General features: G+C 57.7%; 19 protein-coding genes. 5 read left to right on the forward strand and 14 right to left on the reverse strand.

Going from position 1 to position 15,715, the window contains the following annotated elements; all coding sequences use genetic code 11:
• Positions 1 to 31: 31 nt before the first annotated feature.
• Positions 32 to 193, reverse strand: a complete 162-nt coding sequence (locus VA597_RS17360) for a hypothetical protein (RefSeq protein ID WP_164919117.1) — start codon at positions 191 to 193, stop codon at positions 32 to 34.
• Between the two features lie 215 nt (positions 194 to 408).
• Between VA597_RS17360 and VA597_RS17365 the strand changes: the two genes are divergently transcribed.
• Positions 409 to 609, forward strand: coding sequence for a helix-turn-helix domain-containing protein (locus VA597_RS17365; RefSeq protein ID WP_326974910.1), 201 nt, complete (start codon positions 409 to 411; stop codon positions 607 to 609).
• A gap of 81 nt (positions 610 to 690) precedes the next feature.
• On the opposite strand, the gene tnpA is transcribed toward VA597_RS17365, so the two are convergent.
• From tnpA to VA597_RS17385, 4 genes are all read right to left on the reverse strand, one after another.
• The gene (gene tnpA, locus VA597_RS17370) at positions 691 to 1,161 is read right to left on the reverse strand and encodes an IS200/IS605 family transposase (RefSeq protein WP_128742696.1); all 471 of its coding nucleotides are present in this window, start codon (positions 1,159 to 1,161) and stop codon (positions 691 to 693) included.
• A 214-nt stretch (positions 1,162 to 1,375) separates the two neighbouring features.
• On the reverse strand, positions 1,376 to 1,903 hold the full coding sequence (locus VA597_RS17375) for a hypothetical protein (RefSeq protein ID WP_128744127.1): 528 nt from the start codon (positions 1,901 to 1,903) through the stop codon (positions 1,376 to 1,378).
• Positions 1,904 to 2,226: 323 nt separating this feature from the next.
• Positions 2,227 to 3,909, reverse strand: coding sequence for a phospho-sugar mutase (locus VA597_RS17380; protein WP_128744128.1), 1,683 nt, complete (start codon positions 3,907 to 3,909; stop codon positions 2,227 to 2,229).
• A gap of 50 nt (positions 3,910 to 3,959) precedes the next feature.
• Positions 3,960 to 4,424, reverse strand: coding sequence for a YfcE family phosphodiesterase (locus VA597_RS17385; RefSeq protein ID WP_128744129.1), 465 nt, complete (start codon positions 4,422 to 4,424; stop codon positions 3,960 to 3,962).
• 80 nt (positions 4,425 to 4,504) lie between these two features.
• Between VA597_RS17385 and VA597_RS17390 the strand changes: the two genes are divergently transcribed.
• Genes VA597_RS17390 through VA597_RS17400 form a run of 3 tightly spaced genes read left to right on the forward strand, consistent with a single transcriptional unit; the run spans position 4,505 to position 5,436 of the window.
• Positions 4,505 to 4,675, forward strand: a complete 171-nt coding sequence (locus VA597_RS17390) for a hypothetical protein (protein ID WP_164919118.1) — start codon at positions 4,505 to 4,507, stop codon at positions 4,673 to 4,675.
• On the forward strand, positions 4,676 to 5,053 hold the full coding sequence (locus VA597_RS17395; protein ID WP_128744130.1) for a hypothetical protein: 378 nt from the start codon (positions 4,676 to 4,678) through the stop codon (positions 5,051 to 5,053).
• 8 nt (positions 5,054 to 5,061) lie between these two features.
• Positions 5,062 to 5,436 (forward strand): hypothetical protein, encoded by a 375-nt coding sequence (locus tag VA597_RS17400; RefSeq protein WP_128744131.1) that lies wholly within the window; start codon positions 5,062 to 5,064, stop codon positions 5,434 to 5,436.
• A gap of 101 nt (positions 5,437 to 5,537) precedes the next feature.
• On the opposite strand, the gene VA597_RS17405 is transcribed toward VA597_RS17400, so the two are convergent.
• Genes VA597_RS17405 through proB form a run of 3 tightly spaced genes read right to left on the reverse strand, consistent with a single transcriptional unit; the run spans position 5,538 to position 8,730 of the window.
• Positions 5,538 to 6,629: a hypothetical protein gene (locus VA597_RS17405; protein WP_128744132.1), complete on the reverse strand. Its 1,092-nt coding sequence runs from the start codon at positions 6,627 to 6,629 to the stop codon at positions 5,538 to 5,540.
• A gap of 16 nt (positions 6,630 to 6,645) precedes the next feature.
• On the reverse strand, positions 6,646 to 7,890 hold the full coding sequence (locus VA597_RS17410; RefSeq protein WP_128744133.1) for a glutamate-5-semialdehyde dehydrogenase: 1,245 nt from the start codon (positions 7,888 to 7,890) through the stop codon (positions 6,646 to 6,648).
• Between the two features lie 39 nt (positions 7,891 to 7,929).
• Entirely contained in the window at positions 7,930 to 8,730 is an 801-nt protein-coding gene (gene proB, locus VA597_RS17415) for a glutamate 5-kinase (protein ID WP_128744134.1), read from the reverse strand.
• Between the two features lie 225 nt (positions 8,731 to 8,955).
• Here proB and VA597_RS17420 point away from each other — a divergent pair, with 225 nt between their 5' ends.
• A complete protein-coding gene (locus VA597_RS17420) occupies positions 8,956 to 9,270 on the forward strand; it encodes a helix-turn-helix domain-containing protein (RefSeq protein WP_128744135.1) in 315 nt (104 codons plus the stop codon).
• Between the two features lie 39 nt (positions 9,271 to 9,309).
• Here VA597_RS17420 and VA597_RS17425 read toward each other — a convergent pair whose 3' ends face one another.
• From VA597_RS17425 to rbfA, 6 genes are all read right to left on the reverse strand, one after another.
• Positions 9,310 to 11,523 (reverse strand): polyribonucleotide nucleotidyltransferase, encoded by a 2,214-nt coding sequence (locus tag VA597_RS17425; protein ID WP_128744136.1) that lies wholly within the window; start codon positions 11,521 to 11,523, stop codon positions 9,310 to 9,312.
• A 184-nt stretch (positions 11,524 to 11,707) separates the two neighbouring features.
• Positions 11,708 to 11,971, reverse strand: a complete 264-nt coding sequence (gene rpsO, locus VA597_RS17430) for a 30S ribosomal protein S15 (RefSeq protein ID WP_128744137.1) — start codon at positions 11,969 to 11,971, stop codon at positions 11,708 to 11,710.
• Positions 11,972 to 12,161: 190 nt separating this feature from the next.
• Entirely contained in the window at positions 12,162 to 13,097 is a 936-nt protein-coding gene (gene ribF, locus VA597_RS17435) for a riboflavin biosynthesis protein RibF (protein ID WP_128744138.1), read from the reverse strand.
• Positions 13,098 to 13,361: 264 nt separating this feature from the next.
• Positions 13,362 to 14,264: a tRNA pseudouridine(55) synthase TruB gene (gene truB, locus VA597_RS17440; protein WP_128744139.1), complete on the reverse strand. Its 903-nt coding sequence runs from the start codon at positions 14,262 to 14,264 to the stop codon at positions 13,362 to 13,364.
• Positions 14,261 to 15,217: a DHH family phosphoesterase gene (locus tag VA597_RS17445; RefSeq protein ID WP_128744140.1), complete on the reverse strand. Its 957-nt coding sequence runs from the start codon at positions 15,215 to 15,217 to the stop codon at positions 14,261 to 14,263. The genes truB and VA597_RS17445 overlap by 4 nt, the downstream gene beginning before the upstream one ends.
• Positions 15,204 to 15,563: a 30S ribosome-binding factor RbfA gene (rbfA, locus tag VA597_RS17450; RefSeq protein ID WP_128744141.1), complete on the reverse strand. Its 360-nt coding sequence runs from the start codon at positions 15,561 to 15,563 to the stop codon at positions 15,204 to 15,206. The genes VA597_RS17445 and rbfA overlap by 14 nt, the downstream gene beginning before the upstream one ends.
• Positions 15,564 to 15,715 lie beyond the last annotated feature (152 nt).

Below are 15,715 nucleotides of genomic sequence, written 5' to 3' on the forward strand. Positions count from 1 at the left end.
ATACGTCGAAAATGATGGCTGTCAAGAGCCATCATTTTTCTTTCGAATCGCCTGCGGTTTTTTCAATCCGGACAATGGAATTTTGTTCCTCCCTGTACTGGGCTTCCCCTTCCTGCTGAGCTTGGATAAGGAACTCAACCGCGTCCGCGACTTTTGCCGCAAGCTGAAAGTACATTGTCTTATAATCCGCCACAATGATTCACTCCTATTAAAATCCGTTTATTTCCTCCACGATGCCACAATCAGTGATATATCACTAACAAATATTTAAAAAATTTCTTATTCTATTGATGAGGATTCGTGATATAACACTGGAGGAATGGATCATCAACATCAGACAGGCCGTCGCGGAACGGATCATTGAGCTGTGCCGGCAGCAGGGCATCACGCCGAACGCTTTGAGCTACCGTGCCGCAGTCCACCGTCAAGAGCATCTTGAACGGGGAAAGCCAGAATCCGGACATTGTGACGATCAAGAAACTGTGCGACGGACTGGAAATTTCTTTGGCGGATTTCTTCGACGCAGCTGTCTTTCAGGCTTTGGAACAGGAAATCGAATCAAAACCACGCGTTGAACGCGTGGTATGCACAAGCCCTGAAAGGGCATAGTACTGGCGCGCGTCTCAAGACGCACTGAAATAGGTTACCAACCGCATTACTTTTACAGGCCGCCGCTAAAGCGGCCTTCTTTTATGCCTTTGATTCCTTGCTACCCGTAAACGGGTCAATATACTCTTTGAAACTTATTTGATCTGAGGCAATATCTTCCTGCAATTGATTTTTGATATATTCTTCAATTGCTTTCTTGTTACGACCCACTGTGTCTACAAAATAGCCACGGCACCAAAAATGTCGCGTTCCATACTTATACTTCAAATTTGCATGCCTATCGAATATCATCAGGCTGTTCTTTCCTTTGAGATAGCCCATGAATTGTGCCACACTGAGATTCGGCGGAATGCTTACCGGCATGTGAATGTGGTCTGGACACGCCTCAGCTTCGAGGATTTCCACTCCCTTCTGCTCACACAGCTTCCTTAAAATCTTGCCTATATCTGCTTTTATCTGCCCATATATTTCTCTTCTGCGATATTTTGGAGCAAATACAATATGATACTGGCATCTCCACTTTGAATGTGATAAACTTTGTATGTCTTTCATGACAAAATCTCCTTTTGTTGGTAATGCGGTTGGCAAACCTGCATCTATTCTAACAAAAGGAGATTTTCTTGTATCTAAAGATTCTTATCCCACCAGCAAAGCTGGTGGTTCTTTGCGCTGAAGCTGCAATAGCAAAAAGGAAGGGCCGCGGTTCTGCGGCCCTTCCTTTTATACGGTCCCGTATTTTAAAATTTATTGAAACAATCCGCATCTTTTAACTCTTAAAGCCCTTGAACCATTTCGTAACTTTATCCGTATTGGCCTTGTTTTCATCCTTCGCGACGGTATCCTGATAGATCATCAGGTATTTTCCGCTGTCCGATAAAACCGCGCCCACCTGCTGCCCCATCAAAGAGAACTTTCCGTTCGACTTAACGCCGTCCAGCACCTGTTTCGCGGTGTCGTTGAGGCTGTCCGGATCGTACTCATAAAATTCCGCCGTGACATTGTTTTTTCCATTAAAGGAAAACTGGTACCTCACCCCGCTTTTCGCGCCGATGACATCCGCGCGCATTTTAGTCGGCTCACCGGAAACCGCGCCGTTGCCTGTCAGATATTTTTGAAGGCCCTGCAAATTATCCTCCACGCTGTCCTGTGAAACGGCGGGCGCCGAACTGGAGGGAACCGCCTCGGAAGAGGTTGCCGACGACTGGGAGGACACGCCGCCCACATCGCCTGCCCCGCAGGCTGTCGCCGTCATCAGCAAAGCGGCCGCGGCCGCGAGAATCCAAATCTTTTTCATTTTCCTATCCGCCTTTTCCTAACAAGGTAGCCCGTCCGGGTTAAAAGCTCCGGCGGGCCTGACTTTATTATTATCACTTTTTTTCTCTCTTTTGTCAACCGGTCGAAAAAAACCGTTGGATTTCCAAAAACAGGCGGCGCCCGCAAAATAAGAGGCTGTGCAAAATGATCATTTTGCAACAGCCTTTTTGGATATACAGACCTGCCGTATTGGAGAACCTGCAAATGCACCGCGCCGTTTTCGAACGTTTACGATTGCTCTGTATATACAGGCTTAGTTTACTCTATAAATCCGTTTCTGTCAATTATTTCCTTGCTGTTTTTTCATTTCATCAAGGAGGGAACCGCGCCTTTCAGCTTTTCGATCAGCGCGAGAGACTCCTCCTTCGAGCTTCCGCTGGCGGAAAGATAGGCTTTGATCTTCGGCTCCGTCCCGCTCGGGCGGATGATCACCTTGCCGCCGTTTTCCAGCCGGTATTCCAGCACATTGGATTTCGGCAGATCGATCTTTTGGCCGCCGCTGGTCACGGAGGCTTCGTAATCGCTCCATCCGGATACTTTGAACCCGGCGATCCCGGCGGGCGCGTTTTTGCGCAGGGAATCCATGATGGCGCCCATGCGGAGCATTCCGTCCTCGCCTTCAAACCCGAAATTCATCAGCGCGTTTTCATAATATCCGTATTTTTGGTACAGGGCCTCCATCGCGTCGTACAGCGTCGTTCCCTTTTCCCGGTAGTACTGCGCCATCTGGCAGATCAGCATGCTCGCGTCCACCGCGTCCTTGTCGCGGACATACCCGCCGGAAAGGTAACCGTAGCTCTCCTCAAATCCGAAGAGATAGCGGCCGGTTTCTCCGGCCTGTTCCAGCAGGGCGATCTGGTCGCCGATATATTTGAACCCGGTCAGAACGCGCCGCAGTTCAATTCCGTAATGCTCCGCGACGGGCGTCGCCATATCGGTGCTGACGATGGTCGTGACCGCGACCGGCCGTTCCGGCAAAGTTCCTTTTTCCTTTTTGCTGCGCGCGATGAAATCAAGCAGCAGGACGCCGACCTCGTTTCCGGACATCAGGACGAATTCGCCGTTCCGGTTCACCGCGATGCCGCAGCGGTCGCAGTCCGGGTCGGTCGCCAGCAGCAGGTCCGGCTGAACCTTTTCGCACAGCTCCAGCCCCTTTTGCAGCGCCTCCCGGATCTCCGGGTTCGGGAACGGGCAGGTGGTGAAATTTCCGTCCGGGAACTCCTGTTCCGGCACGACCGCCACTTCCCCAACGCCGATCATTTGAAGGATGCGCGTGACACAGACGCGCCCGGTGCCGTTGAGCGGCGTGTAGACGACCTTCAGCCCCGTGCACGGCTCGGAGAAGACGCGCTGCTTCATCACCTCGTCGAGAAAACGGTCGGTCACGTCGTCCGGAATCAGGGAGACCAGTCCCTCGGCCTGTGCCTTGCCGTAATCCATGCGTCTGATATCATGAAACACGTCGAGCTTTTCGATTTCTGCCAGGACGTCGTCCGCCATCTTCAGCGTGATCTGGCAGCCGTCATCGCCGTACACCTTGTATCCGTTGTACTTTGCCGGATTGTGACTCGCCGTCACGCAGATGCCCGCGTCGCAGCGAAGGGTTCTCACCGCCCACGAAAGGGTCGGCGTCGGGGAAAGTTGCGGATAGATGTGGGCCTTCACGCCGTTCGCCGCGAGCACGGCCGCCGCCTCCCGGGCAAACAGGTCCGATTTGATCCGGCTGTCATAAGCAATGGCCGCGGAAGGGTGCTCTGCATGCTTTTTCAGGTAATTCGCCAGCCCCTGCGTCGCTTTCCGCACCGTATAGACATTCATCCGGTTGGTTCCGGCGCCGATTACGCCGCGCAGCCCTCCGGTCCCAAATTCAAGATCCCGGTAGAAACGGTCGTTGATCTCCTCCGGACTGTTTTTGATCTCTTCCAGTTCCTTCTTCAGGTCCGGGTCATCCAGCGCGTTTTCCAGCCATCTTTCATATTCGCTCATATCCTTGTTCCTTTCCGTACAAATTCGGCATATTCTGTTACAGGGCAGCCTCAGACCCTGAGAATATTGGTTACGATCCCCGCGGGGGTGATGTCCAGTATCCCGTAGGTCCCCGTGCTGCCGCAAAGCGAGCCCGGATTCATGAGATACAGCCCGTCCCGATACTCGGTCAGCGCCTCGTGCGTGTGGCCGAACAGCAGAATATCCGCCTTGCGGCTGCGAGCCGCGGAGATAATCTCATACATGCCGTACTTCACATTGTAAGTATAACCATGGGTATAGAAAATATTTTTTCCGGCCAGCGTGGTGAACCCTTCCGCCGGCAGCATGCTGCCCCAGTCGCAGTTCCCGCTCACCATCAGAAACATCTTATCGCGGAAGCTGTCCCGCGCGTCCGCGGCCTCTTCCTCGCCGTCGCCCAGGTGGATGACAACCTCCGCCCGGGGCTGCTTCAGGATCGCCGCACGAAGAGAATAGGAATCCCTGTGGGTATCCGATACTACCAGAATTCGCATGGAAAGACCTCCGGAACCGCCCTTTTCGGGACGGGTATATATTATTTAGGCATCGCATAAAGATATAGCGGGGTGATGTTATGCAAAACAGCGCGGAAAACCGTCAGTTGCTGGAATCCCTGATGAGCCAGCTCGGTCCGAAGGATCGGGAACGGGTCAAATCACTTCTGGCCGATAAAGGCGCCTGCGAAAAGATTTTGAATTCGCCGGAAGCGCAGGACCTGATCCGCAAGTTCAAGGGAGGAAAATAAATGGAAGATCTTTCCTCCATGCTGAACGACCTCCTGAAAAATCCCGAAAGCATGGAGAAAATCAAAGGCCTGGCGAGCATGCTGGGCGGAAGCGGCGGGTCCGGGTCCGGACCCGCGCCCCCGCCCGATGAGACTCCTGCGGTGCCCGCCGTGCGGGACAGCCGCGCCCCGGAGGGCGTGGATCAGGATTCGCTGCGGATGATCATGAAACTCGCCCCCATGATTTCAAAGTTCCGGCAGGAAGACGACAGCACACGGCTGTTGCGGGCGCTGCGCCCCTTTTTGAACGAAGAAAAGGGAAAAAAGCTGGATCAGGCAATCCGGCTGATGCAGATTGTGCGGATGATCCCATTGATCCGGCGCAGCGGGCTTTTGTGAGGTGAACCATGCCAGGAAATCGAAACGGGGATTCCTATAATTTTCAGAGTCTTCAGGAAGAAGCCGTCAAACGTGCGCGGGAGATGCAGGCGAGGGCGCATTTTCCGGCCCCGGACACTTCCATGCCGGCCGGAGCGCGTCCTGCGCAGGAAGTTTATCCCCATTCAGAACAGCTTCCCATCCATGAAAAGGCCCCCGCGCCTCCGCCTGCCCCGCCGCCTGTGCCGGAACCTGAGGAACCGGCGGAAGACGCCGGCCTAGGTCTGCTTGATACTTTGCTCAAAGACAACGAGCGCACCCTGATCTGGGTCCTCCTTCTGATCCTGCTGGAGGAAAAAGCGGACACGGCGTTAATCTTCGCCCTGATGTATCTCGTAACATAACCGCCGGACATCACCCCCGGACGGGCCAAACCGCCGACAAAATCACGCGGCCTCAAAATTGGCGCGATTTGCGGCGGTTTGCAATTCCCGCCCGGTTTTTTTTATTCGGACAGCGCTTTCACCGCGTAAATATACTGCTTCTGCGTGGAGGGGTCCGTTTTCAGGTCGTATTCCATGTATTTGACAGGCTTCGGCGTCACATTGGAGGATGCCGAACCGGACTGCGCGCGGGTATCGTCGCTCGGCGGCACGTAACCCACCTTCAGGACAACAATATCGTCCTTTTTCTTTGCGTTCTCGGTGTAGGGGGTGTAGGTGCTGTCAAGCGAATAAAGGGCCACATGGAACTGCGCGTTCTGCGAGTCGTACTCAAAAAAGGTTTCCTCCTCAGGGTTCTTCGGCTGAAGCTGGCAGTCGGGGCCGAAGAGCTGGCGGCAGGCATCCACGACATCGCCGAGCGGGACAATCGTTCTTCCGGCGTCGTCGTAATCGGTATAGTTCGCCGCGCTGTCGCTCGTCATGCACTGCCACAGGGAAGCGTTCAGCACAAAATCCGAATCCGCCTTGTCGGGGGAGGAAAACGGCTGCGGATCCTGCGCGACGGCCACCGTCAGGAACTGGTCGTACTGGCGCAGCCCGGTGTCATCCGTCAGAGCGGAATGAATCTTTGTGCCGATTGTCGTCGCGAGAAAGCCCACGCCCACGAGTGCCAGGATCAGGACCACCGAACCGACAAAGATCCCGTAGCGATGACGGCCGCGGCGTCTTGGCTGTGGGCGCGCTGGCGCCGACGCGCCCAGGCCGTCGTCCCATTTCGTCAGCAGGCGCTCGTCGTCGATTCCATCGCTTTCCGGCAGGAAATCATCAATTTCCGTTTCGTTTTCCAGCCTTGCGCGGCGCGCGGCAGTGGATGCGGAGGGCCGCTTCTTTCCGTTTGCCGAGGGCGACGGTACGGATTGTTTCACCCGCTGCGCAGAAGCCTGAGGTTTCTGCTCCTCTTTCGGCATGGATGCCGAAGGTCTTTGTTCCGGCTCCGGCTTCGGCTTTGAAGCGGGAGTCTGTCCCTCCCCCGGTTCCGGAACTGTCTTTCGGGTTTTTTCCTCCGGCGGGGCCTTTTTGTTTCCGGGCGAGTAGGAGGAACGGTAGTCCGCGGAGTACGACTGCGGGTTTTGGTTTTTGTCTTTCGTATCCATGGTATTCTCCCTTATTCTAACGAGTCTGGCCGCTGCCCGTCACGACGAATTTCCACGAGGTCAGCTCAAAGGCGCCCATCGGACCGCGCGCGTGCAGCTTCTGGGTCGAGATGCCGATTTCCGCGCCCAGGCCAAACTCCCCGCCGTCGGTAAAACGCGTGGAAGCGTTGACATAGACGGCCGCCGCATCCACCGAAGCCGTAAAGCGCCGGGCGTTCTCATAGCTGTTTGTCACGATCGCCTCGCTGTGCCCGGTCGAATAACGCGCGATATGCCGGAGCGCTTCGTCCATATCGCCGACCACGCGGACTGCGAGGATATAGTCGAGGTATTCCGTAGCCCAGTCTTCCTCCGCCGCGGGCACGACACAGTCCCCCAGAATCGCCCTGGTTCGCTCGCAGCCGCGAAGCTCCACGTTCTTTTCGTCGAGCTTCGCCTTGATGGCCGGCAGGGCCCGCTCCGCGATGTCCCGGTGGACCAGGACGGTTTCGATCGCGTTGCAGACGGAGGGCCGGGAAGTCTTGGCGTTGTAGATGATCTCAGCCGCCATTTCAACATCCGCCGAATCGTCCACGTAAACATGACAGTTTCCCGCCCCCGTCTGGATCACCGGGACGCGTGAATTTTCAACGACCGAGCGGATCAGCCCCTGCCCGCCGCGGGGGATCAGCACGTCGATATAGCCGGTCAGCCGCATCATTTCCACCGCGGATTCCCTCGACGGGTCCCGCACCAGCTGAATGCAGTCGGGGTTCACTCCGCAGGACTCCAGCGCGCCGCGCATTGCCCGTGCGACCGCCTCGTTGGAACGCAGGGCCTCCCTGCCGCCTCTCAGGATGACCGCATTTCCGGCCTTCAGGCAGAGCGCCGCGGCGTCCGCCGTCACATTCGGACGCGCTTCGTAGATCATGCCGATGACTCCGATGGGTACGCGGATCTTTTCGATTTTCAGCCCGTTCGGGCGGACAAACCCGGAGACCACCTGCCCGACCGGGTCGGCCTGCATCGCGACCGAGCGGATCCCGTCCGCCATGCCGCTCACCCGCTCTTTGGAAAGCGCCAGCCGGTCCATCAGCGGCGCGCTCATATGGTTCCGTTCGGCCTCTTCCAGATCCGTCCGGTTGGCGGCGAGGATCTCCTCTCCGGCGTCTTCCACCGCCCGGGCCATGGCGAACAGCGCCTTTTCCCTGAGCTCTCCTGCGGCGGCCAGCTCCCGGGCGGCAATTTTCGCTTTTTTCCCCATTTCCTCCAAAGCAGTCATTTCATTCTCTCCTGTTTGCTGCATTTTCCTTGTTCTATTCTAGCCGATTTTTTTTCCGAAAACTGTCCCAATTTGCGCGCCCTCGAAAAGGTCGTACAATTTTTCGGGGTACGCCCCGCTGATAATGCAGCAGGGGATTCCCGCCTCGTTGACGAGGGCGGCGGCGTCCACTTTGGTGCGCATCCCGCCGGTTCCGCGCCGGGAACCGGTCCCGCCCGCCAAGGTCCGGATCTCGTCCGTCACCTGCGGCACGAACGGAATTCGTTTCGCATTCGGATTCACGGACGGGTTGCCGTCATAAAATCCGTCGATATCGGTCAGGATAATCAAAAGGTCCGCGCCGATCAGGCGGGCGACGATCGCCGAAAGAGTGTCGTTGTCGCCGATCTGGTTCCCGACCAACTCGTCCACGACGACGGTGTCGTTTTCGTTGACCACCGGGATGATATCCATTCCGATCAGTTCCTGAAAGGTGTTTTCCGTATTCTTCCGGGTGGATTCACTGGCGGTCACATCGCCGGTCAGCAGGACCTGCGCGACAGTTCGGTTGTATTCTCCGAAAAATTTGTCGTAGATAAACATCAGCTCGCACTGGCCGACCGCGGCCACCGCCTGTCGCTTTTCCGTCTCCTGCGGCCTCTCCCGCAGGCCGAGCTTCCCGACGCCGACGCCGATCGCCCCGCTGGTGACCAGCACGATTTCCCTCCCGGAATTCTGCAGGTCGCTCAGAACCTTGCACAGGCGCTCAATCCTGCGCAGGTTCAGTTTTCCGTTCTCATAGGTCAGCGTGGAAGTCCCCACTTTGATCACAATTCTTTTCGCCTGAGTCACTGCCGACATAATTCTGTCCTTTCTTTCCCTTTCATTCCGCTAAGATTATAGCATAATTTCCGGCAAGATTGAACGCGTTTTGCTGAAATTGGGTCCCACCCCAAAGGAATCGCCGCCTGAGGGTAAAAAATCAGTCACAATTTGTGCAAAGTAAATTACAGGTTGATATATCCAACAATTTGTTCTCTGAAAGTGTACGATTATCGAGTAAACTCATTTCAAGGAGCTGATATTATGATTTTCGATTTTGGCTATCGTCTTCGCGAACTGCGGGAAAACAAAGACCTGACCCAAACCCAGGTAGCAAAAAGGCTGAACCTTTCCAAAACCACGATCAGTGGCTATGAGAACAATATTAAAACCCCGTCGCTGGATGTTTTGGTTAAACTCTCCATCCTCTACGGCGTATCTTCCGATTATATCCTGGGCCTGGAAAACCGCAAGCTGCTGCAGATTGACGGCCTTACGATGAACCAGGAAGAAATTTTGAAAATGATTCTGGGTGAGTTCCGAAGCATGAACAAAAAGGCGCCCGCCGCAGACAAGTAACAGAAAAGCGCAGCCGTAAGACTGCGCTTTTTCTTTCGTCTATCTGGGCTGCCTCGGTTTCCCGAAACTTGGCTTCGGACCGGAATGGCCCCGGTCGTCATGCCTTGGCGCGGGCCTGCGGAACGGCCGCGGCTCCGGGTCATTCTCCGGGACCAGGCCGTCCACCTCGATCAGAGCGTCGCGGCGGGAAAGATTCAGCCTTCCCTTGTCATCGATATTCAGCACCTTGACCATGACCTCGTCGCCGATATTGACGACGTCCGTCACCTTTTCGACCCGTTTGACGTCAAGCTGGGAGATGTGCACCAGGCCTTCCTTGCCCGGCGCGATTTCCACAAACGCGCCGAAATCCATCAGACGCGTCACTTTTCCGTTGTAGATGGAGCCCGGCTCCGGATCGTTCGCGATGGTGTCGATGATGCTGATCGCGCGCTTGCAGTTGTCGAGGTCGATGCCGGAAACATAGACATGCCCGTCTTCCTCCACATCCACCTTGACCTCGCACTCGGCGCAGATCTTCTGGATCACCTTTCCGCCGGACCCAATCACTTCGCGGATCTTCTCCAGCGGGATCGAGATGGAAAGCATCTTCGGCGCGTATTTGGAAAGCTCCTTGCGGGGCTCCGGAATCGCCTTGAGCATAATGTCGTCAATGATGTAATCCCTGGCTTTGTGCGTTTTGTAAAGGGCCTCGCGCACCATGTCCGGCGTCAGGCCATTGATTTTCAGATCCATCTGGATCGCCGTAATGCCGGCGTGGGTCCCGGCCACCTTGAAGTCCATGTCGCCGAAGAAATCCTCGACGCCCTGAATATCCACCATGGTCATCCAGCGGTCGCCCTCGGTGATCAGCCCGCAGGAAATGCCCGCGACTGGCGCTTTGATCGGAACGCCCGCGTCCATCAGCGCCAGCGTGGAACCGCAGATAGAAGCCTGCGAGGTCGAGCCGTTGGAGGAAAGGACCTCCGAGACAAGGCGCATGGTGTACGGGAATTCGTCGACCGACGGAATCACCGGCAGAAGCGCGCGCTCCGCGAGGGCGCCGTGGCCGATCTCACGCCGTCCGGGTCCCCTGCTGGGTTTCGTCTCCCCCGTGGAGTAGGAGGGCATATTGTACTGGTGGATGTACCGCTTTGTCTCCTGCTCGTCGATGCTGTCGAAGTTCTGCATGTCGCTCATAGGGCCGAGGGTCGCGACGGTGAGGACCTGGGTCTGCCCGCGGGTGAACATGCCGGAGCCGTGGACCCGCGGCAGCAGGCCGACTTCCGCGGAAAGCGGGCGGATCTCGTTCATCTTCCGGCCGTCGACGCGCTTCTGTTCATCGAGCAGCCAGCGGCGCACCACGTATTTCTGCGTCTTATACATGCATTCGTCGATCTTGGCCTGCTGGTCGGGATAGACCAAATCGAATTTTTCGTGGACCTTGTCGTAAACCGGCTGCAGACGCTCGTCGCGGACGTTCTTGTCGTCTGTATCCAGCGCGGCGCGGACGTCCTCCAGCGCAAAATCCTTGATTGCGTCCAGCATTTCCTGGTCCGGCTCGTTGCTGGGGTAGGAGAATTTCTTCTTGCCGATCTCCGTCTTGATGGAATTGATGAACTCGATCATCGCCTGATTCGCCTTGTGCCCGGCCATGATGCCGTTGTACATGACGTCGTCCGGAATCTCCTCCGCGCCCGCCTCGATCATGGCGATGCGGTCGGCGGTCGAAACGACCGTGACGGCCATTTTGGACTTCTTCCTCTGCTCGCTGTCCGGATTGATGACGAATTCCCCGTCCACATATCCGACGGAGACGCCGGAAATCGGGCCGTTCCATGGAATGTCTGAAATGCTGATCGCGATGGACGTGCCGACCATCGCCGCGATGTCCGGCTCACAGTCGTGGTCGACGCTCATCACGGTGCAGACGACGGAAACGTCGTTGCGCATGTCCTTCGGGAACAGGGGGCGGATCGGGCGGTCAATCATGCGGGAGGTCAGGATCGCCTTGTCGGTCGGCCGGCCTTCCCTCTTCAGGTACGAGCCGGGAATCCTGCCGACGGAATAGAGTTTTTCCTCAAAATCGACGGAAAGCGGGAAAAAATCCACGCCCTCGCGCGGTTTTGCGGAAGCGGTGGCCGCCACGTGGACCACCGTCTCACCGTAGCGGACCAGGCACTCGCCGTTTGCAAGCTGGGCCATCTTGCCCGTTTCCACCACAAACGGCCGGCCCGCAAACTCCGTTTTATACACTTTGTAATTCTCAAACATGAACGTCTCTCCTCCGTTGCGTCTCCGGACAGCGGGTACGGCTGATTTAGCAATAAAACCGGCGTCCAGCCGGCCGCGCGGGGCGTCCGTTTCACTGCTAAATTCCCGTATTTCCCTCTCTCCGGAGACTTCTCATAATAAGCCTAAAGGCAGGCGGTAAGAACCGCCTGCCCTGAAGTGTAAATTATTTGCGGATTCCCAATTTTTCAATAATGACACGGTACCGGGAGATATCGCTCTTCTGCAGATAGTTGAGCATGTTTCTTCTCTGGCCCACCATTTTCAGAAGCCCGCGGCGGGAATGATGATCCTTTTTGTGGGCCTTCAGGTGCTCGGTCAGAGCGTTGATCCGGGTTGTCAGAATCGCGATCTGAACTTCCGGCGAGCCGGTGTCGCCCTCGTGCAGCGCGTATTGTTTGATGATTTCCGTTTTTTCTTCTTTCAGCATAACTGTTCCACCTTTTCATCAATTTCCCACATTCTCAGAACAGGGCCGGTGAAATCCCCACGCACGGGGCGTTCCCCCTGATCCGGGAAAGGGGCGTTTGGATTCTTGGTTCCATAGATTTAGATTATAGCACAGCAAAATGGTTTTGTAAATGAAAACTTACAGTGCGCCTCCGGCCTGGACGGCGCTCTTAAATGCGCCTGGCTGCGGAAACATCCTGCGAAAAAAATTCTCTCGCCTGCGCGCCGTCGCGCAGAATCTGCGCTCTCAGGTCCTCCAGCGTGGGAAACCGGCGCTCCGGGCGGAGAAAACGGAGCAGCTCCACCCGGACGGTCCTTCCGTAGAGCTCACCGCCGCGGTAATCAGGCATCCAGGTTTCCGAAAGCGGCTGGTCGGAGCCGACCGTGGGCTTGACTCCCACATTGGTCACCCCGGCATACCGTTGATTCTCCACAAGAACCTGTGAAACATAGACCCCGAACTTCGGCTGGACGAAGCCCTTCGGCAACTCCTGGTTCAGGGTCGGGGTGCCGAGCGAATGTCCCAGCCTTCTGCCCCGGCGGACCGGCATGCAGTAGCCGAACGGGCGCCCAAGCAGCTTGGCCGCCTCGCCGGCCCGTCCGGCTTCCAGCAGACCGCGGATGCGGGTGGAGCTGACGGGCGTGCCGCCCACCATCACCGCCTTGGCAACCGAAACGGCGACTCCGCGCGCCCCGCAGAGCCCAGCCAGCGTGGAGCTGTCCGCCTTTCCGCCGCGTCCGAACGTAAAATTGAAGCCGCAGCAGACTTTTTTCGCTTTTAAGCAGCCAATGAGAATCCTGTCGACAAATTCCTCCGCGGAAAGATCCTTCACGGCGCGGAATTCCAGAATATACAGCTGTTTCACGCCCATGTGCTCCAGCACGGCGATTTTATCTTCCTGCGACAGCAGCCGCCCGCCGGCTCCTCCGCCCAGGTCCGCAAGCGGGTTTTCCGCAAAGGTGAAAACAGTGGGCAGAAGCCCTTCCGATGCTCCGTCCAGCGCGAGGGAGATCACTTTCCGATGCCCCACATGCAGTCCGTCGAAATTCCCCAATGCGACGGCGCTGTCTCCCTCGGAGGGCGTCAATGTTCGATCAATTTCCATGCTTATTTTTCTCCAAAACAAAAGGATTTATTCTGTGCGGCAGCGTGCCGCTGGCCTCCGGCCGAATGCAAACCGTCGACCGCGGCTGAAAAGCTGCAATCAAATTCAGGTTTTCGCCCGGCGCTCCGGCACCCTTCCCCTCGGCGGCGGTTTCGTTTGGAGGAAGGTCCACACAAGCCTCCGAAAAACGGGCCGGGGCGAATGGAAGGTCAAAACGCTTTTTCCGGCGAAAGCCGTGTTCGCCCCCCGCCGGGCGCGGAATGTTTATCCGCCGGGAAACAGCCTCAGCACGCGGAGCCGGCCGTTCTCGGCGCGGCCAAGCCCGAGAAATCCTCCGGCCGGGTCTTTCACACGGTAAACGGAGCCTTCGCCGGGCGCGGTCCGGCGAAGCGCAGTCCGTTCCAGATCCAGCGCTCCGCCGTTGAGGAACCTCACCGACTGCGCCGGAGACACGCCGACGGACGGCAGATCGGAAAACAGCGTTTCCACCGGCAGGACGCGTTCCTCCAGCCGCCCTTCGGCCGCAAGCTCTTTCGCCCGCGGCAGCGTGATGCAGTCAGAAACCGTGAAACCCGAGGCGCGCGTTCTGCGCAGGGAGGACATTGCGCCGTATGTATGCAGCGCCTCCCCCAGGTCCGCGCAGACCGTGCGGACATAGGTGCCCTTCGAACAGGCGATCCGGAGCGCGCCGGAACGCGCCGCTTCGTCATAGGACAGCAGCTCCAGCCGGTAAATCGTCACCGGACGCGGTTCACGCTCGACCTCGATCCCCCTGCGGGCCAAATCGTAAAGGCGCTTTCCGCCCACGCTGACCGCGGAAACCATCGGCGGCACCTGCAGAATATCGCCGCGGAAGGCGCCGAGCGCCGATTCCACCTCTTCCGCCGTCGCGCCGTGTCCGCTTTCGGCGACGGTCTTTCCCGTCGTGTCCTGCGTGTCCGTCGCGATCCCAAGACGAAACCCGGCCTCGTATTCCTTGTCGGTGTCTGGCAGCAGCGCCTCCGCGCGCGTCGCGCAGCCAAGCAGCAGAGGCAGCACGCCCGTCGCCATCGGGTCCAGCGTGCCCGTATGCCCGATCCGCTTTTCGCGGGTCAGGCCGCGCAGGACGGCAACCACGTCAAAGGAGGTAAAACCGGCGGGCTTGTCCAGAATCAGAATTCCATTCATCCATGCGTCTCCAGATAATTGCGCACCGCGCCGAGCATCTGTTTTTTCGCCTCTTCCAGCGGCAGATCCAGCGTACACCCGGCGGCCCCTTTATGGCCGCCGCCGCCGAACCGCTCACAGATTTCGGAGGCGTTTGCGGGCGGCAGCGCCCGCAGCGACACCTTCCATGCGCCGTCCGCTTTTTCCCGCAGCGTCACGCCGATCAGAACGCCCTCGATTCCGCGCGGAATCGTCGCCAGGCCGTCCAGGTCGTCCTCATTCGCGCCGGATTCGCGGATCATCCGCCTCGATATGACGATCACCGCGGTTTTTCCACCGCAGTCATACTGGATGGAATCCAGTACCCTCCGCTCCATGTCGAGCCTCGCGCGGCTTTTGGTGTCGAACATCTTCCTGTTGATCGTCGGAGCGTCGATCCCCGTTTCGACCAGGTCCGCCGCAATGCGGTAGGTCCGCGGGGTCACGTTGATGTACTTGAAGCATCCGGTGTCCGTCGTGATCCCGGTGTAGAGCGGCGCGGCGATGTCCGGCCCGATCGCGACGCCCAGCTCCCTGAGGAGATCATAGATGATCTCGCAGGTCGCCGCCGCCTTCGGGTCCACGCAGGTCTCGGCGGCGTACCCCGTGTTGGACGGGTGGTGGTCGATGCAGAGCTCCACCCTGCCGCCCCACTGTGATTTCAGCGGCTCGCCGAGCAGGTCTTCGTCCGCGATGTCCACCGCGGCGACAAGGTCCGGTTCAAAATCGTCGTCCGGCAGATCCCGGAACAGGAAGTCGTATTTCGGCCCGATTTCGTCGGAGCAGCGGATCGCCGCGCGCTTCCCCATCCGCCGCAGACCGCGGCACAGCGCCGCGGCGCTGCCGAGCGTGTCCCCGTCCGGGAACTGATGGCTCAGGATCAGCACCCGCCCGGCTCTTCGCAGACGTTCGGCCGCTTCCTTAATCCCTATCATTCCGCTCCTCCTTCAAATCGTTGAGAATCCTGGAAATGTTCGCGCTGTATTCGATCGAATCCGTGGGCTTGAAGATCAGTTCAGGGACCTTCCGCAGGGACAGGCGGCTTCCCAGCTCGTGCCGGATGAAGCCGGAAGCGGATTTCAGGCCTGCCGCGGCCTCTTTCGCACGGTCCATTCCCTCCATCGCGCTGATATACACCGTTCCGTAGGACAGATCGCTCGTCACGTCGACGCGGACGATGCTGATCAGCCCCCGGACCCGCGGGTCTTTCATCTCGCGGAGAATCGCCGTCAGCTCGCGCTTGATATCCTCCGTCACACGTCCCAGTTTATGTCCGGCCATAAAAAATCCCCTCCTAATCAGGATGATGCGCCCACTGCGGACGCGCAGCGTCTTTCGCGCCTTCGGCGGACCTCCGGTCGGGACGCGCCTACGGCGTCCATGACTTTAGTCTTCCCGGAGTATTCCCCCGTACTCCTCCGTTAAGCTCAACA

Origin of the sequence: Caproicibacter sp. BJN0012 (assembly GCF_035986805.1) — a bacterium.
Taxonomy (GTDB): domain Bacteria; phylum Bacillota; class Clostridia; order Oscillospirales; family Acutalibacteraceae; genus Caproicibacter.